23 protein-coding genes are annotated in these 25,768 nt (G+C 41.7%); 7 read left to right on the top strand and 16 right to left on the bottom strand.

What is annotated here, in order from left to right; all coding sequences use genetic code 11:
• Window positions 1-41 precede the first annotated feature (41 nt).
• The 8 genes from F896_RS15415 to kdpA all read right to left on the bottom strand — a co-directional run bounded on the left by F896_RS15415 (window position 42) and on the right by kdpA (window position 9,663).
• Complete coding sequence (locus F896_RS15415; protein WP_016162735.1) at window positions 42-719, bottom strand: DUF799 domain-containing protein; 678 nt, start codon at window positions 717-719, stop codon at window positions 42-44.
• Window positions 716-1,084 (bottom strand): DUF4810 domain-containing protein, encoded by a 369-nt coding sequence (locus F896_RS15420; RefSeq protein WP_016162734.1) that lies wholly within the window; start codon window positions 1,082-1,084, stop codon window positions 716-718. Before F896_RS15420 ends, F896_RS15415 begins: the two co-directional genes overlap by 4 nt.
• Before the next feature lie 17 nt (window positions 1,085-1,101).
• Window positions 1,102-1,773 (bottom strand): CsgG/HfaB family protein, encoded by a 672-nt coding sequence (locus F896_RS15425; RefSeq protein ID WP_016162733.1) that lies wholly within the window; start codon window positions 1,771-1,773, stop codon window positions 1,102-1,104.
• Window positions 1,774-1,919: 146 nt separating this feature from the next.
• On the bottom strand, window positions 1,920-2,618 hold the full coding sequence (locus F896_RS15430; protein ID WP_016162732.1) for a response regulator: 699 nt from the start codon (window positions 2,616-2,618) through the stop codon (window positions 1,920-1,922).
• A gap of 11 nt (window positions 2,619-2,629) precedes the next feature.
• On the bottom strand, window positions 2,630-5,278 hold the full coding sequence (locus F896_RS15435) for a sensor histidine kinase (protein ID WP_016162731.1): 2,649 nt from the start codon (window positions 5,276-5,278) through the stop codon (window positions 2,630-2,632).
• 13 nt (window positions 5,279-5,291) lie between these two features.
• A complete protein-coding gene (gene kdpC / locus F896_RS15440; protein WP_016162730.1) occupies window positions 5,292-5,927 on the bottom strand; it encodes a potassium-transporting ATPase subunit KdpC in 636 nt (211 codons plus the stop codon).
• Between the two features lie 9 nt (window positions 5,928-5,936).
• A complete protein-coding gene (gene kdpB / locus F896_RS15445) occupies window positions 5,937-7,949 on the bottom strand; it encodes a potassium-transporting ATPase subunit KdpB (protein WP_016162729.1) in 2,013 nt (670 codons plus the stop codon).
• A gap of 16 nt (window positions 7,950-7,965) precedes the next feature.
• Window positions 7,966-9,663: a potassium-transporting ATPase subunit KdpA gene (kdpA, locus tag F896_RS15450; RefSeq protein WP_032882034.1), complete on the bottom strand. Its 1,698-nt coding sequence runs from the start codon at window positions 9,661-9,663 to the stop codon at window positions 7,966-7,968.
• A 488-nt stretch (window positions 9,664-10,151) separates the two neighbouring features.
• Between kdpA and F896_RS15455 the strand changes: the two genes are divergently transcribed.
• Both F896_RS15455 and F896_RS15460 read left to right on the top strand, forming a co-directional pair.
• Window positions 10,152-11,645, top strand: a complete 1,494-nt coding sequence (locus F896_RS15455; RefSeq protein ID WP_016162727.1) for an outer membrane protein transport protein — start codon at window positions 10,152-10,154, stop codon at window positions 11,643-11,645.
• Between the two features lie 251 nt (window positions 11,646-11,896).
• Window positions 11,897-13,126, top strand: a complete 1,230-nt coding sequence (locus F896_RS15460; protein WP_016162726.1) for an OmpP1/FadL family transporter — start codon at window positions 11,897-11,899, stop codon at window positions 13,124-13,126.
• A gap of 75 nt (window positions 13,127-13,201) precedes the next feature.
• Here F896_RS15460 and thrH read toward each other — a convergent pair whose 3' ends face one another.
• Window positions 13,202-13,819 carry a bifunctional phosphoserine phosphatase/homoserine phosphotransferase ThrH gene (gene thrH, locus F896_RS15465; RefSeq protein WP_016162725.1) on the bottom strand — a complete coding sequence of 206 codons (618 nt, stop codon included), beginning with the start codon at window positions 13,817-13,819 and terminating at the stop codon, window positions 13,202-13,204.
• A gap of 208 nt (window positions 13,820-14,027) precedes the next feature.
• Here thrH and F896_RS15470 point away from each other — a divergent pair, with 208 nt between their 5' ends.
• Window positions 14,028-14,648 (top strand): phosphoadenosine phosphosulfate reductase domain-containing protein, encoded by a 621-nt coding sequence (locus tag F896_RS15470; protein ID WP_016162724.1) that lies wholly within the window; start codon window positions 14,028-14,030, stop codon window positions 14,646-14,648.
• Window positions 14,649-14,831: 183 nt separating this feature from the next.
• Window positions 14,832-16,217 carry a WS/DGAT/MGAT family O-acyltransferase gene (locus F896_RS15475; protein WP_016162723.1) on the top strand — a complete coding sequence of 462 codons (1,386 nt, stop codon included), beginning with the start codon at window positions 14,832-14,834 and terminating at the stop codon, window positions 16,215-16,217.
• A 36-nt stretch (window positions 16,218-16,253) separates the two neighbouring features.
• Here F896_RS15475 and F896_RS20735 read toward each other — a convergent pair whose 3' ends face one another.
• The 6 genes from F896_RS20735 to F896_RS15500 form a co-directional block, all read right to left on the bottom strand.
• Window positions 16,254-16,427: a PA1571 family protein gene (locus F896_RS20735; protein WP_004775299.1), complete on the bottom strand. Its 174-nt coding sequence runs from the start codon at window positions 16,425-16,427 to the stop codon at window positions 16,254-16,256.
• Between the two features lie 135 nt (window positions 16,428-16,562).
• A complete protein-coding gene (gene rng / locus F896_RS15480) occupies window positions 16,563-18,017 on the bottom strand; it encodes a ribonuclease G (protein ID WP_004802994.1) in 1,455 nt (484 codons plus the stop codon).
• A 63-nt stretch (window positions 18,018-18,080) separates the two neighbouring features.
• On the bottom strand, window positions 18,081-18,641 hold the full coding sequence (locus tag F896_RS15485; RefSeq protein ID WP_016162722.1) for a Maf-like protein: 561 nt from the start codon (window positions 18,639-18,641) through the stop codon (window positions 18,081-18,083).
• Window positions 18,629-19,120 carry a rod shape-determining protein MreD gene (mreD, locus tag F896_RS15490; protein WP_016162721.1) on the bottom strand — a complete coding sequence of 164 codons (492 nt, stop codon included), beginning with the start codon at window positions 19,118-19,120 and terminating at the stop codon, window positions 18,629-18,631. Before mreD ends, F896_RS15485 begins: the two co-directional genes overlap by 13 nt.
• On the bottom strand, window positions 19,107-19,964 hold the full coding sequence (gene mreC, locus F896_RS15495) for a rod shape-determining protein MreC (RefSeq protein ID WP_004802987.1): 858 nt from the start codon (window positions 19,962-19,964) through the stop codon (window positions 19,107-19,109). Before mreC ends, mreD begins: the two co-directional genes overlap by 14 nt.
• 17 nt (window positions 19,965-19,981) lie before the next feature.
• The gene (locus tag F896_RS15500) at window positions 19,982-21,022 is read right to left on the bottom strand and encodes a rod shape-determining protein (RefSeq protein ID WP_004652309.1); all 1,041 of its coding nucleotides are present in this window, start codon (window positions 21,020-21,022) and stop codon (window positions 19,982-19,984) included.
• Window positions 21,023-21,155: 133 nt separating this feature from the next.
• Between F896_RS15500 and gatC the strand changes: the two genes are divergently transcribed.
• From gatC to gatB, 3 genes are read left to right on the top strand one after another with little or no spacing between them, the layout of a single operon-like run.
• On the top strand, window positions 21,156-21,473 hold the full coding sequence (gene gatC, locus F896_RS15505) for an Asp-tRNA(Asn)/Glu-tRNA(Gln) amidotransferase subunit GatC (RefSeq protein ID WP_004652310.1): 318 nt from the start codon (window positions 21,156-21,158) through the stop codon (window positions 21,471-21,473).
• 53 nt (window positions 21,474-21,526) lie between these two features.
• Window positions 21,527-23,005: an Asp-tRNA(Asn)/Glu-tRNA(Gln) amidotransferase subunit GatA gene (gene gatA, locus F896_RS15510; protein WP_005208653.1), complete on the top strand. Its 1,479-nt coding sequence runs from the start codon at window positions 21,527-21,529 to the stop codon at window positions 23,003-23,005.
• Entirely contained in the window at window positions 23,005-24,474 is a 1,470-nt protein-coding gene (gene gatB, locus F896_RS15515; protein ID WP_016162720.1) for an Asp-tRNA(Asn)/Glu-tRNA(Gln) amidotransferase subunit GatB, read from the top strand. The genes gatA and gatB overlap by 1 nt, the downstream gene beginning before the upstream one ends.
• Before the next feature lie 29 nt (window positions 24,475-24,503).
• Here the strand turns inward: gatB and F896_RS15520 are convergent, their stop codons facing one another.
• The gene (locus F896_RS15520) at window positions 24,504-25,622 is read right to left on the bottom strand and encodes a hypothetical protein (RefSeq protein WP_016162719.1); all 1,119 of its coding nucleotides are present in this window, start codon (window positions 25,620-25,622) and stop codon (window positions 24,504-24,506) included.
• Window positions 25,623-25,768: the final 146 nt, after the last annotated feature.

Below are 25,768 nucleotides of genomic sequence, written 5' to 3'. Positions count from 1 at the left end.
CCTCATCAAGAGGCTTTTTTATTATGCAGATGAAAAATGAATTACTTCACAACACCATCTAGTTGATATTTCGGTGAACGAGGTCCGTAAAGCAAGCCCAGACCAGGGTTATGCTGCGTCGGGGTAAAGAGTTGCGTATTCACTACCGTGGCCAAGGGATAAGCACGATCATTTAAGCTACCCGCAATTTGTTCAACCAATGCCCCAACCAGCGCAGTGAGTAAATCATTGTTACCACTATTACTCGATTGAACGGCTTTTTTTTCACCCGACCAAAGCGTTTCATTGGTTTTTAAATCGACCAGTTTTGCCTCTACACTGACTGTTGCAACACTTTGGATCACTTGATACTGAGAACCATATTCTTTAATTCGAATATAGAGTGCTGCATCAGCCCCAAAGATTTCCTGTAATTTCTGCGGCGAAATGCTTTGAGCGTCATGACCATTGGTCACGCCGTTCTCTTTAAACATCGAATCCACAACAGAAATTGGAAAAACATAATAACCCGCTTCTGCAACAGGCATAACGACTGTCGGCCAATAGCTATAGGTTGCCTTTACATCAGGGGAATCATTGACGGGTGGTAATACCAAAATAGATTTCGGCATATGCTGTTTATAAACAGTCATATCCTTATTCACCGCTGGAGATGAAGCACAACCCGTTAATACCAGACCCGTGAGGAGAAGGGTTGCAACTAAAAAGGTCTTGATCATGGCTGCGTCGATCCCACATTGGCATTCATTTTCCGCAACAACCGATCCATCAATACCGTAGATTCAGGATAAACTTGTCGTTCCAATTGAAAATATTCAGCTGCTTTTTGCGCATTATTCACTTGTAAAGATAACCATCCTAGATGTGCATATAAGCCTGGTGGAACAGCCAGATTTTTCGCTTTGGCTTTTTCAATTTCCGCTTCTAACTTAATGATTTGGGCACTCGGAGTGGCTTTTTCTGGCTGGTTATACATCAGATAAGTCTGTTGTGTATAAGAACCCCAACTATATAAAGGTTGAGGTCCCGCGGCACAGCCAACCAAGCCGATCGTCATCAGACTGCTGAACAGAATTTTTTTCATTTTACAGCGGTCCAGCCTTATTGCGCAGTCCAACGATTATTCTGAATATCAGTCACCAAATTATTGACCGCTTCACGTACCGCTAAATCCAGCACCTTACCATTCAAGGTTGAGTCATAAGATGCGGTAGAACCAAAACCGAGTACTTCACGTGCGCTCAATGCATATTCCCCCGCACCTTGCACGGAATGTACAATTTCTGAGGTTTTTACATCCACAATATTCAGATTCACTTTGGCATATGCAATTTGCTGTTTACCGCGACCTAAAATACCGAATAATTGCTGATCACCCACTTCTTTGCGACCAAATTCAGACACATCACCAGTAATCACATATCGAGCACCCTTAATGGTTTGGGCAGTATTGCTATAACCAACTTCTTGTTTGAGTTCAGACAAATTGTCGCGATTTAAAACAGAGAAATAACCCGTTTGCTGTAGATGCGTTTCTAAAATAGTTTTTGCCTGTCCACCAAGACGGTCAACATTATCAGAGAAGATGCCTCTCATATAACTTGAACGGTTATCAAACTTACCAATCGAAACAGGTACTTTCACCCCGTTATATTTAATTTGTTGAACTGCTGCCGTCACTTGAGGACTTTGAATTGATTTAGATGTTTCTGTCGTTGAGCAGGCCATTAAGCCGAAAGCACTGAATACTGTAACCGCTAATAATTTTTTCATTGTCGCTTGACCAAGATAAAGATTAAAAAACTTGAAAATTATAGCTTAAAAAATGTGAACTATCTAACATTTTACGATTCAAGCTTTAGCTTTAAATCATTATAAATAATTTTATAATCCAAATAATTAGCTCAACTTAATCCAGATTATTCGCAAAACCGCAGCCCTACGCCCGCAATGGTAAAAATATACTTTGGCGTAACAGCAGAATCGCCGATTTTGGTTCTAAGCTTTTTCACCAAGATGCGAAGATAATGGGTATCCTCTTCATGAGTAATGCCCCATAACTCGGTCATGATTTGTTTTTGTGTGACAATCTTGCCCTGATGACGAATCAATAAAGTCAGCAACTGAAATTCTTTTTTGGTTAAAGTAATGTCCTCACCTGCCAGTTTGGCTGCATGCTCAGCCACGTCAACCCAAAGCTGTCCATCATTAAACATCAGATTGTGTTCTGCCTGTTGTGGCTTATTGCGGAACATCACACGAATACGAGCACATAACTCCTGAATGCTAAATGGCTTGGTGACATAGTCATTCGCTCCAGCATCTAACAGTTTAATTTTTTGATTTTCATCTGGACGAGCTGACAATACAATCACAGGAGTATCTGACCATTGTCGCAACTCAAGCAATACCGCCTGCCCATCCATATCCGGCAGGCCCAGATCCAGAATCAACAAATCTGCTCCACGCGTTGCCAAGCTCTCCAACCCTTTCATCCCATTTTCGGCCACATGTACCTGATAGCCCTGTGCACGTAAGGCGATGTCTAAAAACTTCCGAATTTGGGGCTCATCATCAATAATCAGAATAGATGCTTGAGAATTTAATGTTTGTGGCATAGATGATAATTTTAATCCTGATGCAGTGGTAATCGTATTCTAATTAAGGTGCCGTGACCATATGTACCGGCCAAAGCTTCAATACTTCCCATATGTGCCCCAATAATCGCTTTGACAATCGTAAGACCTAATCCGGTTCCTGTTTTACCGCGATCACCACGTTGCATGGTATAGAACATATCAAAGATTTGCTCTCGCTCATCTTCTGGAATTCCAATCCCTTGATCTATAATATCAATTTGCAAAAACTGATCTTGTTGTCGAATCCTCACCTCAATCGGTACATCATCGGGTGAAAACTTGGCTGCATTTTCCAGCACATTAAAAATGGCCTGTTCAATCAAGGCAGGATGTACATGCAATTGCGGCAAGTCATCTGTCATTGCGACGTCAATAGTAACCTTGGGCTGATAGCGTTTCAGTCGCTGCGTCGCAGAACCAATCAGTTCTTCCACCCCAATCCAGTCGCGACTTAGACTCAAACCTTGATGACCGAGTCGGGTCATATCCAGTAAGTTTTGAATATAGCGATCCAGCCGTTCACCTTCAACATGAATGGTATCCAGTAAGCTTTCACGATCATCCGCTGACATCTGCTCACCATAGTATTTCAGACTATCCGCCGAGCCAATCATAGCAGCCAAAGGTGAGCGTAAATCATGGGAGACCGATGACAATAATGCTGAACGTAACTTTTCAGTTTCAGCAACCACGCGGGAGTTTTCTAGCTGTAAAGACAGTTGCACCCGTGAAGTGGTTTGCGCAATATCATCGATCATCAGTTCAGCCAAACGCTGCTGCTCAAAACTGATGATTTCGGTTTTTTGATTAAACCGAAGTGCAATCACCCCATAACCTCCCACCAGATTCAGTGGATTAAACCACCATTCGGATTGAGTTAGCGTATTGGTAAAGCGCCCACAAGGCTTGGCATTTTTCTGAGTCCAATTGGCCGCGATCTGGTCTTTTTCATTTAATAAACTGCTATCGCCTAATTCCTGTGTACCAATTCTCAACCACACCGTTGCATTTAGAGAACTTTCTAGATGTTGCTTGGCAATATTTAAAACCTGTTCAATATCAACACAACTGGATAATTTCCGCTCCAACTCCTGCATTTGTAAAGACACTGAATTGGCAGCACGTAAACTGAGCACCTGAGCGCGTAACTGATTGGCTAAGCGCCCCACTAACAAGGCCGAAGCAATAAAGATGACAATGGTGATCACACCACGTTCCGCACTAATTCGAAGTGTAAATCGCGGTTCAATAAAGAAATAGTTATACAGCAAGAAGCAAATCACCACACTCAAAATGGTAATCAACATCCTCGCCCGCATCGCAACCACCAGCACGGTAACCACAAAAATTAAAGCCAATTCGCTATAACCAATAAAGTGATCACTCACCGTTGCCGCAATTAAGCCCAATAAGACAATCAGAATACTCTCAATAATCTCACGTGGATTAAAAGCCAAGCCTTGTTCCAACCAAGCAGCACCAACCCGATCAGTTTGTAGCTTGGTTTCATTCGCTTTCGCTTTTAACGGTTGCACAAAAGTAATTTCAAAAGGATGCTGTTTTTCTAAGAGTTGGTCGGCAATATGATCTGAGAACAGACGTTGCCAAAGTGACTTTTTAGGACTTTTACCGAGTAAAATATTGGATGCACCATAATCATAGGCCGCCTGTAAAATGGTCGATGCAATATGATTACTATGTAATAAATAGGTATCGGCACCCAGCTTACGTGCCAAGTTGAATGCTTTGGTCACGGCTAATGTCTGTGTTGTGGTTTTCTGGCTCTTTTGGATCGAGATCACACTCCACATTGCATTGCGTCTTTCTGCAATACGATGTGCCCGCCGTACCAGATCTTCAGAAAACTCTGAACCATCAATCGCCAACATCACATGATTTTGGATCGGGATGATCTGCCCTTGCGCAACAAACTTCTCCCGATAATCAATTTCCACTTGCCCTGCAACCGTTTGAATCGCCAGATCACGTAAAGCAGTTAAATGTGCGGGTTTAAAAAATCCTTGTAATGCTTGAGGAGCAACATCAGCGAAATAAATCTTGCCATGATTCATGCGTTCTAATAATTCAGGAACAGGCAAATCAACCAGACGAATGTCTTTCAAACGTTTTAATAATGCATCGGGAACTGTTTCACTAACCCGAATGCCTGTAATTTGATAAACCACATCGTTCAGACTCTCTAGATGCTGAATATTTAAAGTGCTATAGACATCAATGCCTGCATCTAATAACTCATTCACATCTTGCCAGCGATATTCATGTCGGCTATTTGGTACATTACGATGTGCGAGTTCATCCACCAACACAATTTCAGGCTTTAATTTGAGGATTTGATCAAGATCCATCTCTTCCAGCATCCGGCCTTGATACTCCACTGCCTTTCTTGGAATAACATTGAGTCCTTGAATCAAACGTTCAGTATCAGATCGACCGTGGGTTTCTACAATCCCAACCATCACATGTTGCCCTTGCTGCATCAGTTCATGTGCTCGAGTCAGCATGGCATAGGTTTTACCTACACCTGGTGCTGCACCCAAGAAAATGGTTAAACGTCCAGATTGTTCACGTTGACTATGAGCCAACCATGCATCTGCTTTGTTATTACGGTCAATCTGCATAAATTAGACTCTATCAACGAGGTGTAGATGACAATTGATCTAGGGCTAGATTCAGCTGTAGCACATTGACTCGTGCTTGCCCATAGAGATTGAACTGAGCAGGCTTAATCTGTTGCTGCACTAAATCTCGCAATTGCTGCTCTGCTAAATGACGTTGCTTGGCCACCCGTTTCACTTGTAATAATGCACTCTCAGGTGAAATATCAGGATCAATTCCACTGCCTGATGCTGTGACCATATCGTTCGGTACTTGTTGCTCTGAAATATGATTATTCTGGGCAAATTGCACTGTTCTTTCCTTAATTTGTTTTTGTAAATCAGGATTAGAGACCGCCAAATTACTTCCCGCCATCCCATCAACATTGTAACTTACCGCACTGGGGCGACCATGAAAATATTGTGCACCAACAAAATTTTGTCCCACCAAACTTGAACCAACAATTCTGCCATCAAGTTCAATTAAGCTACCATTGGCCTGCTTCGGAAAAATCAACTGGGCAATTGATACGCTCACAGTAGAATACAACACACCTGCGACAAGGAACCCCACCAAGATCAAACCAACGCTTGGACGTAAGATCGAATGTACTGGATTGGATAATTTTAGATCCTGTTGATTCAATTGCTCATGATTCAATAAAGTATTCATCTCTCACTCCTAAATCCACAATGACACAATAAGGTCAATTAATTTGATGGCAATAAACGGAAAGATCACTCCACCTACACCATAAATCAGCATATTACGGCGTAACAATTGCAACGCACTGGCTGGCTTAAATTGCACCCCTCTTAATGCCAATGGGATCAACATTGGAATAATCAGTGCATTAAAAATCAATGCTGAAATTACCGCACTGCTAGGGCTACTTAACTGTAGGACATTGAGTACCCCAAGTTGTGGAATTGCCACTGCAAACAGTGCAGGTAAAATCACAAAGTACTTGGATACATCATTTGCCAAGGAAAAAGTAGTTAAGGCGCCACGGGTGATCAATTGCTGCTTCCCAATTTCTACCACATCCAGCAATTTGGTTGGATCGGAATCCAAGTCCACCATGTTGCCTGCTTCCTTGGCAGCCTGTGTACCAGAGTTCATCGCTAAACCAATATCCGCCTGTGCCAGAGCTGGCGCATCATTGGTTCCGTCACCGACCATCGCCACCAATTTACCAGCGGCTTGCTCTTTCCGAATGCAGGCCAATTTATCTTCAGGTCTTGCTTCAGCAATATAATCATCCACCCCAGCTTCCGCAGCAATCGCTGCCGCAGTCAACGGATTGTCGCCTGTGACCATAATGGTTTTGATACCCATCTCACGTAACAGTGCAAAACGTTCTTTAATGCCTTGTTTGATCACATCGGATAGTTCAATCACCCCTAAAATACTGTGATTTGAAGCCACGACTAGAGGGGTTGCTCCTTTAGAGGCGACTTGTTCGACACGAGTTTTCAGTTCGACATTGTCTTTGATCTCTTGATGGGTAAATTTAAGGATCGCATCGACAGCGCCTTTTCGAATCTTTTGTCCTGTTACCAAGTCCACCCCAGATAAACGTGTTGACGCACTAAACTGGATGAATTCGGCATCTTGAGGCTCACGAATGCTCTCACCCATTTCTTTACCTAAACTCACCACCGATTTACCTTCAGGGGTTGGGTCGGCAAAAGAGGTCAGCATTGCAGCTTGGCGCAACTCACTTGGACTCACACCCGCCAATGGATAAAAGGCTGTAGCTTGACGGTCTCCATAGGTAATCGTGCCTGTTTTGTCTAGGAGCAACACATCAATATCACCCGCAACTTCGACCGCTTTACCTGATTTGGCTAAGACGTTGGCTTTCAACGCACGGTTCATCCCTGCGATCCCGATCGCAGGGAGCAAGCCCCCAATCGTCGTTGGAATCAAACAGACCAACAGTGCAATCAACAAGACGATACTGATTTTGATCCCGACCATTGAACCAATAAAAGGTAAGCTTGCCACCACCACAATAAAAGTAATGGTCATGATATTGAGTAAAATACTCAACGCGATCTCATTTGGTGTTTTTTGGCGGTTGGCGCCTTCAACCAAGGCAATCATGCGGTCTAGGAAACTGTGACCTGCCTCATTACTTACCCGAATAATAATTTCATCTGACAAAACTTTAGTACCACCAATCACTCCTGAACGGTCAGTATTAGCTTCACGCAATACTGGCGCAGACTCACCAGTAACAGCTGATTCATTGATTGTGGCAAAACCCTGAATAATCTCACCATCTGCAGGGACTATCTCACCTGCTTTAACAACGACAAGATCATCTTTTTTAAGTAGATTGGCAGAAATCGTATTTGGTACGGCATTTAAATCGAGGATACGATTTGCGGTTAAGTTTTCACGTGCCTGACGCAATGATGCGGCTTGTCCGCGACCTTTAGCTTCTGCAACCGCTTCTGCATAATTCGCAAATAAGACCGTAACCAATAAAATCAAGCTCAGTACCAAACCAAAACCGAAGCTGGTACTGCCCATCAAGGTTGCGACAATCGTTAAGATTGTTCCCACCCAGACACATGCCATCACTGGATTTTTAAAAGCGTACTGTGGCAACAACTTATGAAAGGTTTGTTGAATAATTTCTTTATTCAAAATATCCATCTGTTGTGTCGCATTTGAATGTTTCATTGTGCTTGCTCCACACTTAAACTTTTATAGACAAGTAGTCAGCAATTGGTCCGATCACCAACACTGGCATGAATTGCAATAAGGTCAGAATCAACACGATCCCAATCAAGGTCAGTGCAAATGTCGGTGACTCAATATGTAAAGAACCTTTGCTTTCGGCTGCTTGGGGTTTGGTTGCCAAACTGACTGCGATCAAAACTGGAATGATTAACACGCTGTAACGGCCTGCCAATAAAGCGATACTAGCGCTTAGATTCCACCATAAGGTGTTATCACCTAAGCCTTCAAAACCTGAGCCATTGTTGGCATAGGCAGAGACATATTCATAAAATACTTGGCTGATGCCGTGAAATGCTGGATTTGAATTCCCTGTAATGGATGGGAAAGCAATTGCGATGGCAGTCAAGCCAAGAATCACCACAGGCTGTAATAGAATCACCAGTGCTAATAACTTAATTTCAGTCACTTCAATTTTTCGGCCAAACAACTCAGGTGTACGTCCCGTCATCAGACCTGCGATAAATACCGCTAAAAACAGATAAATAAAGAACTGTAATAGCCCACACCCGATGCCACCCCAAATGGCATTGATCAACATATTGCATAGTTCAACCAATCCCGTCAGTGGCGATGCAGAATCATGCATCATATTGACCGAACCGTTATTCACTTGCGTGGTCAAGCTTCCCCACAATGCCGATGCCTCTGTACCAAAGCGGACTTCCTTGCCTTCCATCAACCCAGCATTAACACTTAAAGATGATTTTTCGGTCCAGAAAGTCAGTGAGGTTGAAGCCAATGACATCAGCAACATGGTGCCAAAAATCATCCACATCAATTTCTTACGTTGAATAAATCGCCCAACCATAAATACTGCCGACAACGGAATCAGTAAGATCGCGATCATTTCAATCACATTGGAAAAAGGTGTCGGGTTCTCTAACGGCACACTACTGTTCGGGCCATACCACCCCCCACCATTACTACCAAGCTGTTTAATTGCAACCATGGGTGCAACAGGACCAAGCGGAATATGTTGGGTTTGTACTTCTGTACTTTGTTCCAACACCTGCGCCGTTGGACCTGCGGATAGTGTTGCTGGGACACCTTGAAAGGTCAGTAGCAAAGAAAAAATAAGACCTAATGGAATAAAGAACCGAAATAATGGTCGAATGATATCCATCCAATAATTACCTAGATTAATATGATTCCAATTCTTTTGATCTGAATCTTCCGCTTGACGTGATTGCAGGAATAAAGCCCTTAACATTGCAACCAATAAAGCCAGCCCAATAATTGGAGACAAATATTGCAATCCAACAATTACGGTCATTTGTGATAAATAAGACAGTTGAGCCTGTCCTGAATAATGTTGCTGGTTGGTATTGGTTAGAAATGAAATGGTGGTATGTAAAGCCAGATCCCAATTCATATTCGGAATATGATCAGGGTTGAGTGGTAACCATGCTTGAGTCATTAAAATGGTGACGCTTGCAGCAAGCAGTAAAATATTACTGAGCACAAATGCCGTTAAATATTGTCGCCAATTCATTCCACTACGCTTGACACCCAACACAGCATAAATGGGTTGTTCAATCCATTTAAAGAATGCGTCACTTTTCATTGGCTTTGCTTGCATCACATCTGCAAGATAAGCACCTAGCGGATAAGCCAACAACAATGAAAGGACAAATACAGAAATAAATTCCCACATAGCATATGCCATTTAAAAATAGGTCAGCTTTAGTATGGAAATGAAGGACGTAAATTCTCTATATTGAAAAAACCAGTAAACGTAAATTCTGCGTAAAATTATTCAACGGTGTTCTAATGCGCTGAAATTTTTACCTAAAAAGAAAATATGGAGAAATAAATCTCATTTTTTACAAAAAATCTTTGACCAAATAAAAAACTTTTTTGGGAAAAATGCAAAAAAGAACGATTATTATTTTAAAATAATAATTTATATTTATCATTATTTTACAAATAAAAACACATATGTATATAAATTTTTTAAGATTTATTTTTATCCATTTTCATCTAATCTAGCGTACTGCTTAGTTCATTTAGAACATTTACTCTTATTTTAATTATGGTATTTTTGTTACATGAAGTTATAGCCAATCACGATAGATAACTTTTTTGTTGTCAGATCATAGCTTCTTAACACTTAAGAATCTTGAAGTTCAAGGAAAGATTACAATGAAATTAAAACATCTTAGCACTGCCATGATCTTAGCAACGCTACCTGCAACTGGAGTTTTTGCAGCAGCGTTAGACCGTTCAGGTCAATCTATGTCTGCATTTTTACAGCCGGGTAACTATTTTGAAGCTGGTCTTTCGGTTTTAGACCCAACAGTTAAAGGTCAGGAAGCTGGTACATCAGCAACTACACGTAAAATTGGCGATATGGGTGATGATTATTATTTCCCTAGCGCAGCATTAAAACTGCAACTGACTGATAAATTCTCTTTTGGTCTTCTTTATGACCAACCTTATGGGGCCGATGCTCAATATAGTGGCAACAACGTTTTTGTATCGAACCCTGGTGCTGATACTGTTTTACCACAAGATCGTTTAGATGCTTTAGCCAATGCAGGTAAGGCTAAAGTAGCAGCTTATATGCAATCTGATGCTGCAAAACAAGCAATTGGGACATTAATGTCTCAAGGCTTATCTCAGCAAGCAGCAACTCAAGCTGTTTTGGCTGAAGCAAGCAAACCTCTTCTTGCAATGCAAAAAGGTCTTGCAGATGCAAATGCATCTTTAGGTGTTGGTAACACTGCTGTGGAAGTGGATACACAAAATATTTCACTGGTATTTGGTTATCAACCTATACCAAACATAAATCTTTATGCAGGTGGCGTTTATCAAACAGTTAAGGGTAATGTAAATCTACGTGGTACTGCATACAGTATTTATAACGGTTATGATGCTAATATCAAAGAGACTGGTGGTACTGGTTGGTTAGTGGGCGCAGCTTACCAAATTCCTGAAATTGCACTTAAAGCATCTGTAACTTACCGCTCTGAAATTGACCATAAAGTAAATATCAATGAGAATTTCTCTGTAACTTCTGCATTGACAAGTAACCCAGCAGTTTTAGCAGGCTTACTTGGTATTACCCCAGCTCAAGCTTTAGCTCAAGCTCAAGCACTTGAAGAAGGTAGTGCTGGTAAAAAGACTAAAATTACAACACCTCAATCTGTAAACTTAGATTTCCAGACAGGCATCATGGCGAACACTGTTGCATTTGCAAACGTTCGTTGGGTGAACTGGAAAGACTTCGCCATCCAACCGTATAAATTTGGCTTATTATCTCAACAAATTGGTGGCTTAGTCGGTCGTCCAAATGGTTTTAACCTAGTTGAATATTCGGATGACCAATGGTCTGTAAACGCAGGTGTTGGTCGTAAACTGAGTGAACAATGGGCTGGTAACGTTTCTGTCGGTTGGGACTCTGGCGCAGGTAATCCTGTGACAACTTTAGGCCCAACAGAAGGCTACTGGAACGTTGGTGTAGGTGTTCAATTTAGCCCGACTCCTGCAACCTTTATTGCTGGTGGCGTGAAGTATTTCTGGTTAGGTGATGCTAAGGCACAAACTGGTGCTCAAGCTGGTGGCAATGAATACGTTGCGAAGTTTGAAGACAACAATGCAATCGCATACGGTCTGAAAATTGGTTACCGTTTCTAATCATTGATAATAAAAAAGGCCATCTTCTGATGGCCTTTTTTATTATGCTTTAATCAATAAAATCAAATTAATAGATCAATAAATACACACCCCTTCTTTATCTTAATCACATTAGGATAAATCTATTCTACTCAAGCGTTTTTCGTGACTTTATCAGTTCATTTATTGACATTTGTAAAATATTTAAGCGCATAAAAATTATGATACTTTTCGCGCCATTCTGTTACAAAGTGATTTGAGAGAACATATTAATGAAGCTGAATGCTATTCAAACGGCTCTTCTACTTAGCTTAGTTCCAACAACGACAACATTTGCCGCAGCACTGGATCGCTCAGGACAATCAATTGCAGCATTTTTACAACCAAATAACTATTTTGAAGCAGGTCTTACTGTTCTTGATCCCAATGTATCAGGTAAGGACACATCTCAAAACAATACAGGGAATATGGCGAATCATTACTACTCGCCTAATGCTGCCCTAAAAATTCAAGCAACGGATAAATTCTCGATTGGTTTGATCTATGACCAACCGTATGGTGCTGATGCAGAATACACAGGCAAAAGCAACTTTATTGAAAGCCGTCCTTTACCTTTTAAAGGTGGTACATCAGTTACAGTCGATACTGAAAATTTAAACCTGCTATTCGGTTATCAACCAACACAAAACTGGAACCTTTATGCGGGTGCGGTTTATCAAACTTTAGACAGTACCGTGTTATTACGTGGCCAGAGCTATAGTGCTTATAGTGGTTATGATTTTAAAACAGGTCGTGATGAAGCAGTCGGTTGGTTAGCAGGGGTTGCTTATCAAATTCCTGAAATCGCACTCAAAACTTCTTTGACCTATCGTGCCAAAATCAAGCATGAAATGAATGCTTATGAAACGCATGGCATTGCAGGCATGACAGGCAATGCTGGTTTTGATGCGATTTTAAATAAAATCAATCATTCAGAAGGTACAACTGAAATCACCACCCCTCAATCGGTTAATCTTGATTTCCAAACAGGGATTATGGAAAACACCGTTGCGTTTGCGAATTTACGCTGGGTAAACTGGAAAGACTTTGCCATTCGTCCATATAAATTTGGTGCTGCTTCAACGCTACCTCCAATCGTTGCTTCAACAGGTAAAAAAGACGGTTTTGATCTGGTTGCATATACTGAAGATCAATACTCAATTACCGCAGGTGTTGGTCGTAAACTAAATGATCAATGGGCAGGTAATTTATCTGTGGGTTGGGACTCTGGTGCAGGTAACCCAGTCACGACATTAGGCCCAACTGAAGGTTACTGGAATGTCGGTGTTGGTGTTCAATATAGCCCTACTCCTGCAACTTTTATTGCTGGCGGCGTAAAATACTTCTGGCTTGGCGATGCGAAAGCTCAATCTGGTTCACAATTCAACACACCAAGCTATGTGGCTGAATTTGAAAATAACAATGCCATCGCTTACGGCTTAAAGATTGGTTATAAATTCTAAGAAATCTCCCCTAACCCCTCTTTAAAAAAGAGGGGAAGCTCCCTCCATTTCTAAAGGAGGGTTGGGGAGGATTCATTATTCTGGAATATCACGTTGTGAAACAGAACGAATCGCCTGTTTTAACGCTTCATAACCATGTAATGGTGGGAATTGTGGGAACTCAGCAATCACATTGTCCGGCGCATCAAACAAGAAACCATGATCTGCTTCTCCCAGCATAGTGGTATCGTTATACGAATCACCTGCCGCAATCACGCGGAAGTTTAAGCCATGTAATGCTTTTACCGCCTGACGTTTTTGATCAGGTTGACGCAACTTATACGCTGTAATCATTCCATTTTCGTCAGTTTCAAGCTTGTGACAGAAAATCGTTGGCCATCCCAACTGTTTCATGAGCGGGTGTGCAAACTCATAAAAAGTATCAGACAAGATAATCAATTGAAAATGGGTGCGTACCCACTCAACAAATTCCTTTGCCCCTTCAAATGGCCCCATATCTGCAATCACAGCTTGGATATCGTTTAAGCCTAAACCATGTTGTTTTAGGATATTCAGCCGTTGTGTCATCAACACATCATAATCTGGAATATCACGTGTAGTTGCTTCAAGTTCTTTAATCCCTGTTTTTTTTGCAAAGTTGATCCAAATTTCTGGAACTAAAACCCCTTCAAGATCTAGGCATATGATTTCCATGCTTATCCAACTATCCTATGTGTTAAAAATTGCGCTAGTTTAACATGGAGAGCTGTTCAAGAATCGCCCTTTTTTCATGGTCTAACCATAGATTTTTTGAATAATAATTTGCTTGATGAACATATCCGACTCGACATAATTGCATTACTATATGGCGTAGTGTGTCGTGTATACGATAAAGACCGATGATCATAAAAGGCAACGCGTTATGACTTTAAACTTGGATCAAATCAATACAGAATTTGGCAATGATGCTGAAAAGCTAGTTGAATGGGCATTGAGCTTAAATGAAAAAGCTATTGTGACAACTAATTTTCGTCCATTTGAAGCTGTCATTTTACATATGTTGACCCGTGTCAAACCTGATATCCAAGTGGTATGGATGGATAATGGCTACAACACTGAAACAACCTATAAGTATGTTGATGAGATTACAAAACTGTTGAATCTTAATCTTCTGACTTATTTGCCAAAACGTTCACGTGCACATCGCGAAGCATTGGAAGGACCTGTTCCAGCACTGGACGATCCAAAACATGAGGCATTTACCGCAGAAGTAAAATTAGAACCTTTCGAGCGTGCATTACGCGAGACTGCACCCAAAGTTTGGTTTACAGCTTTACGCGCTACAGACACAGCCGTTCGTGCAGAAATGGATCCTGTAAGTCTTAATCCAGATGGTCTGATCAAAGTTGCGCCATTATTAAAATGGACCTCAAAAGACCTTTGGGAATATATGCAAAAGCATAATTTACCTGATAATGAAGATTATTTTGATCCGACAAAAGGTGAAGAGCATCGCGAATGCGGTTTGCATCTAAACCACTAAATCCCCTTTCCATTAAAACAAAACCACTGATTCGTCAGTGGTTTTGTTTTTTATGACTCGCTTGTCTAAAGTCATATTTTAACCAGAACAAACAGTATATACTGCGCAGAACGGTTCCAATAATTCTAATAAGAGCTCCATGAGAGTATCTTAGAAAAAATGCGATGAGAGGCTAGGTCTGCTATGCGCCCACTACACCCAATTGATTTTATCTTTCTCTCGCTAGAGAAAAGGCAACAACCTATGCATGTAGGTGGATTGTTTTTATTCGAGCTTCCAGAGAATGCTTCACCTACGTTTGTGCACGATCTAGTCAATGAAATTCGCCAATCAAAAAGTATCCCTGTTCCACCATTTAACAATCAGTTGAATGGTTTGTTTTGGGGAGAAGACAGTGAGTTTGATCTAGACCATCATTTCCGCCACATTGCGCTACCAAATCCAGGACGTATCCGTGAATTGCTTGTGTATATTTCACAACAGCATAGCTCCTTGATTGATCGTGCCAAGCCACTTTGGACATGCGACATTATTGAAGGCATTGAAGGCAACCGTTTTGCCATGTATTTCAAGATTCATCATGCGATGGTGGACGGCGTAGCGGGTATGCGTCTGATTGAAAAGTCACTTTCGCAAGATCCAAATGAAAAGCATGTGGTGCCGTTGTGGTGTGTTGAAGGTAAACGGACCAAGCGTTTAAAAGCACCAAAACCACCAACGGTAAGTAAAATTAAAGGTGTGATGGAAGGGATTAAATCTCAGCTTGAAATTGCCCCTAAAGTCATGCAAGAGCTGTCGCAAACCATTTTTAAAGAGATGGGCAAAAATCCAGATTATGTTTCGACCTTTCAAGCACCGCCTTCGATTCTGAATCAGCGCGTGAGTTCTTCACGTCGTTTTGCCGCACAATCCTTTGAACTCGGTCGTTTCCGTCGTATTGCCAAATCTTTGGGCGTAACGCTCAATGACGTGATTTTAGCGGTATGTTCAGGTGCTTTACGTGAATACCTGATCAGTCATAACAGTTTGCCAAAAAAACCGCTGATTGCGATGGTTCCTGCATCACTGCGTACCGATGACTCAGATGTCAGCAATCGTATTACCATGATTTTGGCCAATCTTGCGACCCATATTGAAGATCCAATTGAGCGTTTAGAGGTTATTCGCCGTAGTGTGCAAAACTCGAAACAACGTTTTAGTCGTATGACTGCCAATGAGATTTTGAATTATAGTGCAGTTGTGTATGGCCCAGCAGGCTTGAATATCGCTTCTGGGATGTTACCTAAACGTCAAGCCTTTAACCTTGTAATTTCCAATGTCCCAGGCCCACGTGAACCTTTATATTGGAATGGCGCAAAGTTAGATGCACTCTACCCGGCATCAATTGTGATGGATGGGCAAGCTCTTAATATCACCATGACCAGTTATTTAGATAAATTGGAAGTGGGCTTAATTGCATGTCGTAATGCTTTGCCAAAAATGCAAAATTTACTGACCCATTTGGAAGAAGAAATTCAACGGTTTGAACAAGCCATTCAAAACTTGCCACAACAGAAAGTTGCGAATTAATTGTAGAGAAAAAATTAAGGGGCTTCGAATAGCCCCTTATTTTTTAATTGTGCGACAACGTTGTAACAGTTGATGGCAGGCTGAACGGATCATTGCCGTAGTAATCTGAACTTCTTTACCTTGGCTATCCACCATATAACATGTATTTACAGGGTTACTGTCTAAAACATGTTTGAAACCGTGATTCACTAATCTTTCGCTCACATTCATCGTTATATACCTCATATTATTTGCTAAGGGACCCAAAAGTACCTATGGCTCATTTTATGGTTCTAGTATTTAAAATTCGTGATAGAAAGTAAAATTTCAGTTGTAACAAGGCTTAAGCGAAATCTTGTTACAACTTTAGGTCAAAATGATATCGTATTGCTCTTGCGTATATAGATTTTCCACTTGGAATTTGATCACTCGATTTACGAAATGTTCTAAATCCGCGACAGCTGGGGCTTCCGCTGTTAATAGACGATCTATCACGGCTGGATGCGCAACGACAGTAAAGCCACCCTTGGAATCAAATGCACGCGCATAACGCATGATCTCTCGAAATATCTCGTAACATACTGTCTCTGCTGTCTTCACATAACCCCGCCCTTGGCAAGTTGGACATGATTCACAAAGCAAATGCTCTAATGATTCACGGGTCCGTTTACGTGTCATTTCAACTAAACCTAGCTCCGAAACTTGGGTAATTTTAGTCTTGGCATGATCGCGTTCCAACATGCGTTCAAACTGACGCATCACCTCTTCACGATGTTCAGCTTCTTGCATGTCGATAAAATCAATAATCAGAATACCACCCAAATTACGCAGACGCAGTTGTCTTGCGATCACTTGAGTCGCTTCCATATTGGTTTTAAATACCGTGTCTTCTAAACTGCGCCCACCCACATATGAGCCTGTATTGACATCAATCGTGGTCATCGCTTCGGTCTGATCAATCATCAGATAGCCACCAGACTTGAGTGCGACTCGGGTCTGCAACGCTTTTTGAATATCCTCTTCGACGTTATACAAATCGAAAAGCGGCTTTTCACCAGGATAATGAATTAAGCGATTTTGAATCGTCGGAACAAACTCATCTACAAACTCGCTGAGCTTGCCATGAATCTCGCGAGAATCGACATAGATCTTCGCCGTTTCATCACTGGCTAAATCTCTAATGATACGTTGCGGTAAAGGGAGCTCCTCAAAGATCAGTTCAGCCGTTGCCGCTTCTTTTTGTTTGCGCTGAATAAATTCCCAAAGTTTGCTGAGATAACACATATCTTGTGCAATCGCAGCTTCATCGACGCCTTCTGCCGCAGTACGAACAATAACGCTACCTGGTAAATTATGTTCTGCCTGAATATGCTCAATGATGCTACGTAGGCGGTCTCGCTCTTCTTCAGACTCAATTCGCTGCGACACACCAATGTGATTGCCATACGGCATGAGAACGAGATAGCGCGATGGGATAGAAAGATCAGTACTTAGACGAGCACCTTTAGTCCCCAACATATCTTTCATGACTTGGACAGTGAGCATCTGCCCGGGATGTAACAGCTCAAAAACGTTTGGTGTTGGTTGCGAACGCGACCAAACCATATCGTTAATATGCAAAAAAGCGGTTCGAGACAAACCAATATCGACAAAGGCTGCTTGCATACCTGGTAGTACACGAACCACTTTACCTTTGTAGATATTACCCACTAACCCACGTTTTACAGTTCGCTCAACGAATAATTCATTGACCGTACCATTTTCAATCAATGCCACACGACATTCCATCGGCGTGACGTTAATCAGCAACTCTTCTGCCATAACAAACTCAAAATTTTATAAAAATTCTTATACCCGAAAGTGTCGTTCCCTGTATTGAAATACTTAGGCTTTAACGCTTTCTAATAACTGTGCGATCTCATGCAAAGGCAAACCGACGACATTGCTATAACTGCCTCGAATTTGTGGAATATATTGTGCTGCAATTCCCTGTATCGCATAAGCACCTGCTTTACCAATCGGTTCGCCCGTTGCCCAATATTTTTCCATTTCCGCATGACTGAGTTGCTGTAACTCAACTTGCGTTCTCACCACACGACTCAACATCTGAGCAGAACTTGCGACACAAATTCCGGAATAGACATCATGCCATTGCCCAGAAAGCATCGACCAGATGGAAATAGCGTGTTGCTTTGACTCTGGCTTACCAATGATCTGCCCAGCAAAACTTAAACTGGTATCTGCCGCAATCACAATTGCGTCAGCATATTTATTTAAAACAACTTGTGCCTTCTCTCGCGCCAAGCGTTCAACATAATGCTCAACAGCCTCTCCATCATGCACCGCCTCATCGACATTTGGGCTATAGATTTCAAAGTCCAAACCCAACTGCTGTAATAGCTCCTGCCGACGAGGCGAGCTTGATGCGAGAATTATATGCGCCATTTATGTAAGCAATAATAAACCAATGGCCATGCCAGTACACTTGTCACAACGGGCTGCCAATGGCGCGCAATCGAAAAATGTGTACCTGCAATGGTCTGGCTTATCCATAAAAAAGTAATATGTGCAACAATCGCAATCACCGCAATGACCCACGAATTCCCAAAAGTGAGAATACGACGCTCACGGATTAAATAGCGAATACCAAAACTGATCAGCACGAAACTCAGCGCATTTAAACCAAATGGTGCATCGAGCAGCAGGTCGGCAAAAAGGCCCATGCCAAAAGCAAACCAGACACCACACCAAACAGGCTGATAGAGGATCCAGAACAGCATAATCATTAGCATGATGGATGGTCTCCAACCCGAGGCCTCATAGGCCATCGGATAAACCATCAATACAGAGCCAATCACGATGGATAGAATAATCATCCATAGCGGATCTTTGCGTTTCTCATAATTGAGCTTAGCGATCGGCATATGGTTGCTCCTGCGCTAAGGATTCAGAGAATAGCACCACAACATGATGACCACTGGCAAGTTGAGCTGCAGGTGTAACATCAATTTCAGCAAACTCGCCTGAAGTATGACGACTGACTTTAGACACAGTCCCCACCAAATAACCTGCTGGGAAATGTTCACCTAAACCTGAACTAAACACTTTGTCCCCAACCTGAATATTGGCACTGGTGGGCACATATTCCATTTTGAGTTGACCTAAATCGCCAGTACCCGAAATAATCGCACGCATTCCCGTACGTTCTAAACGCACAGACAACGAATGCTCTTTATCAGACAGCAACATGATACGGGCACTATGTGGATAGACATTAATGATCTGCCCCATAATCCCTTTATCGTCTAGAACAGTTTGTCCAGCACTTAAATGATCCACAGAACCACGGTTAATGATAATAATATGGCGTAATGGGTCTGCATCCGTTCCAATCACTTCCGCAATTTGCATACGTCCATCAATAATTAACGGCGTATCCAAAAGCCCTCTTAAACGGTTATTTTCCGCAGAGAGTTCTGAAAGTTTTTGAAGACGGACTTGTGCTTGTAGCAGTTCAGCTTGCATTGCGGTGTTTTCACGACGCAATTGCGCTTCAGATTTGGTTTGTTGGTTAAGCCATTCTCGCGACAGTACAGGATAGCTTGCCAGCGCATAAATTGGATTATACGCGGCGTACAAGACATCCCTTGCAGGTTGAATCACATAAGGCATGCGCCAATCAAAGAAAAGCACCACCAAACATGTAATCACCGCAATGACAAATGAGCGAAAAGATGGCGGTTGTCTTGAAAAAAGATTCGGTTGCACCGCCTAGTCCTTATGATTTAACCAACGAAAAGCATGTCGTGGTTTGGATTGTCAAAGAACTCTAATACTTTACCGCCGCCACGAGTGACACAAGTTAAAGGATCATCTGCAACAATTACAGGTAAACCTGTTTCTTGCGCAAGTAATTTATCAAGGTTACGCAATAATGCTCCACCACCTGTCAACACAATACCACGCTCTGCAATATCCGAAGATAATTCAGGAGGCGTTTGTTCTAATGCAGATTTAACTGCACTAACAATGCTTTGTAACGGATCAGAAATGGCCTGCGTAATTTCATCAGAAGTCACGGTAATCGCGCGAGGGACACCTTCAGCCAAGTTACGACCACGAACTTCGATCTCTAGGGTCTTGCCATCAGCAACAGCCATACCCACTTCTTTTTTAATGACTTCGGCTGTAGTTTCCCCGATCACACAACCGTGTGCTTTACGCACATAATTGATGATTTGCTCATCAAATACATCACCACCGATACGTAATGAATCAGCGTAGACACAACCTTGTAATGAAATGATTGCAATTTCAGTGGTACCACCACCGACATCGACCACCATCGAACCACATGCTTGCTCAACAGGCATACCCGCACCAATCGCAGCAGCCATTGGCTCTTCGATTAAACGTACATCACGCGCACCTGCATTGAATACAGCCTCACGAATCGCACGACGCTCAACCAAGGTCGATTTACAAGGTACACAGACCACAACACGCGGTGCTGGCGGGAATAAACGCTTTTCATGCACTTTGCCAATGAACTGATTCAACATGGTTTCAGTGACTTCGAAATCAGCAATCACACCGTCTTTCATCGGACGAATTGCTGAAATATTCGCTGGTGTACGGCCTAACATTTGTTTAGCATCAATACCTACAGCGGCAACAATTTTTTGTGAACCACTATGGCGAATTGCCACAACAGTTGGTTCATTTAATATAATGCCACGGCCTGGTGCATAAATAAGTGTATTAGCAGTACCTAAATCAATGGCTAAATCCGGCGAAAACAAGCCAATTAGTCGTTTTAGAATCACGGGGGCGTTCTCAATTAAACTTTGTGTGAATACAAGGTGGCAACTTTAACTAAATGTGATGATTTGAACAAGTCAATCGCTTATTATAACGCACGATATTTTGAAATTTTTTAATACTGAATTAGGTAAAGTTATGTCTACATCATCAGATGCTCAGCAGACAACAGACTTAAATGCGCAAACGGTCTCGCAAATTGCACACCTTGCACGTTTATCTCTCAATGACACGCAATCTGCTGAATATGCTCAAAGTTTAAATAAAATCCTTGGCATGATGGAAAGCTTGAAAGGCATTAATACCGATGATGTTGAGCCTTTAAAGAGCCCATTTGACAACCCGCAACCCTTACGCGCTGACGTTGTGACTGAAAGCAACCATCGTGATGAATATCAAGCGGTCGCGCCTGCTACAGAAGCCGGTTTGTACCTCGTACCTCGCGTAATTGAATAAGATTTATTCGATTAGTCAATATTTTATATTTAGAATGTAAAGAAATTTTTCATATGACAGATTTACATCGCTTATCAATCCGTGAACTCTCTGAAGGCTTAAAAACAGCCCAATTTTCATCACGCGAATTGACTGAACATTATTTAAAGCGTATTGCCCAAATTGACCCGAAAGTAAAAAGTTATGTGACGGTCACCGCAGAACAGGCCCTTGCTGAAGCGAATGCGGCCGATGCAGCACTGAAAGCAGGCAATGCACACGCGCTGGCAGGTATTCCCCTTGCCCACAAAGATATTTTTTGTACCCAAGGCATTAAAACCACTGCGGGTTCAAAAATGCTGGATAACTTCATTTCACCTTACGATGCAACTGTGGTTGCAAAAGCCAAAGCTGCGGGTCTCGTGACTTTAGGTAAGGTGAACATGGACGAATTCGCCATGGGTTCAACTTCTGAAAACTCTTATGTCGGTGCAACCTCGAATCCTTGGGCACTGGATCATGTTCCGGGTGGTTCATCTGGTGGTTCTGCAGCAGCTGTCGCGGCTGATCTTGCGCCGATCGCAACAGGAACCGATACAGGTGGTTCAATTCGTCAACCTGCTTCATTCTGTGGCTTAACGGGTTTAAAACCGACCTATGGTCGTGTGTCTCGCTTCGGTATGATTGCTTATGCATCATCATTGGATCAAGGCGGTCCAATGGCACGTTCTGCGGAAGACTGTGCTTATTTGATGAATGTGATTGCAGGTCATGATGCCAAAGACTCAACGTCAATCAAGAAAGACGTTGATGATTATGTTGCTAACTTGAATGGCACAGCTGTGAAAGGCTTACGCATTGGTATTCCAAAGCAATACTTCAATGTGGCTGGTTTAGACGCTGATGTAAAAGCACGCGTTGAAGAGTCATTGAAAAAGCTTGAAGAGATGGGTGCAATCTTGGTTGAGATTGATCTCAACATGACTGAAGCCTATGTGCCGACTTACTACCTGATCGCACCTGCGGAAGCGTCTTCAAACCTGTCACGTTTTGACGGCGTACGTTATGGCTACCGTTGTGAAAATCCTGTGGACTTGATGGATTTGTACAAACGTTCACGTTCAGAAGGTTTTGGTGCTGAAGTACAACGTCGTATCCTGATCGGGACTTATGCCCTTTCTGCAGGTTACTACGATGCCTACTATGTCAAAGCTCAAAAAGTGCGTCGTTTGATTCAGCAAGATTTCCTCAAAGCATTTGAAAATGTCGACGTGATTGCTGCGCCATCTGCACCAACCACAGCCTATAAGATCGGTGCGAACCTCAGCCCGACTGAAATGTATTTAGGTGATATCTATACCCTTGCTGTGAACTTGGCAGGTCTACCAGCCATCAACGCACCTGTTGGTTTTGATAAAGACAGCTTGCCTGTGGGCTTACAGTTGATTGGTAACTATTGGTCAGAATCACAATTGCTTTCGATTGTGCATCAATATCAACAAAATACAGACTGGCATACCAAACGTGCGGCAATTGCTGAGGAGAATGCATAATGGCTGAAGCTCAAAAGTTAAAGTTAATTGACGGTTGGGAAGTCGTTATCGGGATCGAGATCCACACTCAGTTGGCAACCAAGTCTAAAATCTTTTCAGGTTCATCGACTGAATTTGGTCAAGACCCAAATACACAAGCCAGCCTTGTTGATTTAGCCATGCCGGGCGTATTGCCAGTATTGAACGCTGAGGTGGTTGATCTTGCGATTCGCTTTGGTTTGGGTATCGATGCCTATATCGACCAAGCCTCTGTGTTTGCACGTAAGAACTACTTCTACCCAGATTCGCCAAAAGGCTACCAGATCAGCCAGATGGACAATCCGATTGTGGGCTTGGGTCATATTGACATCCAGCTTGAAGATGGCACTGTGAAGCGTATTGGCGTAACGCGTGCCCATCTTGAAGAAGATGCTGGTAAATCGATCCATGACCAATTCGAAGGTATGTCGGGTATCGACTTAAACCGTGCGGGCACACCATTGTTAGAAATCGTATCTGAGCCAGATATGCGTTCAGTTGAAGAGGCGGTTGCTTATATCAAGTCTATTCACACCCTAGTGCGTTGGTTAGGTATTTCTGACGGTAACATGGCAGAAGGTTCATTCCGTGCTGACTGTAACGTATCGTTGCGTCGTCCAGGTCAACCTTTTGGTACGCGCTGCGAGTTGAAAAACCTCAACTCATTCCGTTTCATTGAGCAAGCGATCAATGTCGAAATTGAACGCCAAATGGAAATCTTGGAATACGGCGGCACGATTGATCAGGAAACTCGTTTGTTCGATCCGAACAAGATGGAAACCCGTTCAATGCGTTCGAAAGAAGAAGCGAACGACTATCGCTACTTCCCAGATCCAGATTTATTGCCAGTAATTATTGCTGACGAGCAGATCGAAGCGGCACGTGCTGCCCTTCCAGAACTGCCTAAAGCGCGCCGTGCACGCTTTATCGCTGACTTTGCTGTGACTGAGTATGATGCGCATGTATTGACGCTGTCACGCGAAATGGCGGACTTCTACGAAGCGGTTGTGGCTGCTGCGGGCGGTGCGAAGCAAGGTAAAGTCTCTGCAAACTGGGTAATGGGTGAATTCTCAGGTGCTTTAAACAAAGCGGGCCTAGAATTGGCGGACTCTCCTGTTTCTGCTGAACAGTTGGGTGGCATGATTGCACGTATTGTCGACAATACTATTAACGGCAAAATTGCGAAGCAAGTGTTTGGCTTTATGTGGGAAGCAGAGGATAAATCTGCGGATGACATTATTGCTGAGAAAGGCTTAAAGCAAGAAACCGATACGGGTGCGATTGAAGCGATTATCAAAGAAGTACTTGCAGCCAATGAAAAAATGGTCGAAGAGTACAAGTCGGGTAAGGAAAAAGCCTTTAATGGTCTCGTTGGTCAAGTCATGAAAGCTGCAAAAGGTAAAGCTAACCCAGCTCAAGTAAATGAATTAATGAAGAAATTGATTGGTTAATACCATCTAACTTCAAAAAAAAACCCGCTTTAGAGCGGGTTTTTTTCTAATTTAATAATATCCATTAATCCGCAGTTACACCCACCTTCGGGTAAGATATCCAGTTTATAAGATAAATGTTTTGTTGAATTAGCGTGCAACTCTTCTAAAATACGATTAATTTTAATACTAGAAGTAGAATTATTTTTGTAATCCCAATCTGCTAAAGCACCTGCTAAATAATCAGGAATTTTAATAATCTCATCTAAAAATTCAATATTTTTAGTGGTCCCAATGAGTAATTCATAAGGTGAAACATCTGCATACTCATAAAACTCATTAAAATAATGATTAGATGCTCCAAAAACATCTATTATCAAAGGATTATCAGTCCCAAAATTTGATTGATTAATCTCAAAAAAAGCATCTTTATCGGAAATCCAACAGAATGTTTCTATTTTCCCATGGCGAACAGCCAAATTAGACACCATATAACCGGCCATTTGTCCTAAAAAAATCAAATCAAGCATCTTGTTTTTACTTATATTATTTTTTAAAAGTAGATTTTTAAATTTCTTAAGTTGAATGATATCTTTATTATATCTCGCCAACTTACTATAATCCACAATAGTGAGAAACACATTTTGATTCACCCCTACATCAATAAATTTATTCAAAATTTTACTTACATCGTATCCTTTCTTTTTTTTATACCTATCATTCTCCAAAACAAAATTAAAACTCAACAAGGGAAAATTATTAATAAAACTCAAAAAAAACTCATTAATATTTCTTGTTTTCTTTAAATCTTTAACTCGAATATTAGAAATAATTGTAGCAAGTTGCTCCATTCCTACTAAGTTAGGAATAAGAACAAAACTTATAACATCATTTTTTTTACTTTTATCATATAAAGCATAGTCACTAAAAAGCATCCATTTTTTAACAAAAGAAAAATTTCCTAGGTATTCATCTATAACTTTTTTGCTGTGCCCTTTATTAAAGGTTCCATCAAAAACACTTAATAAATCCAAAATTGGATACCCATTATTAAGCCCCCCATTTGAGACTAAAGAATGTAATCTTTTCTCGCCTTTGGGCTGGATTTTATTAAAAGCTAATATAGTATTTATATTACTTTTTTTCATACAATTTTTATAATCAACCATATTAAAATTTACTCTTAATGAGTATACTTTATTAACAGTTTTCTATAAATCACACTAACTGTAACTTTTCAGAAAAAAATAACTTTCCAAGAATATATCCTATAGCAAAGCTCGAAGACTTTGGTCGTATTCGGTCTCCAAAGTCC

Source organism: Acinetobacter genomosp. 15BJ (genome assembly GCF_000400715.1).
GTDB lineage: Bacteria > Pseudomonadota > Gammaproteobacteria > Pseudomonadales > Moraxellaceae > Acinetobacter.
Note: the sequence above shows the minus strand (reverse complement) of the source record. Positions and strands in the feature narration are given on the sequence as shown.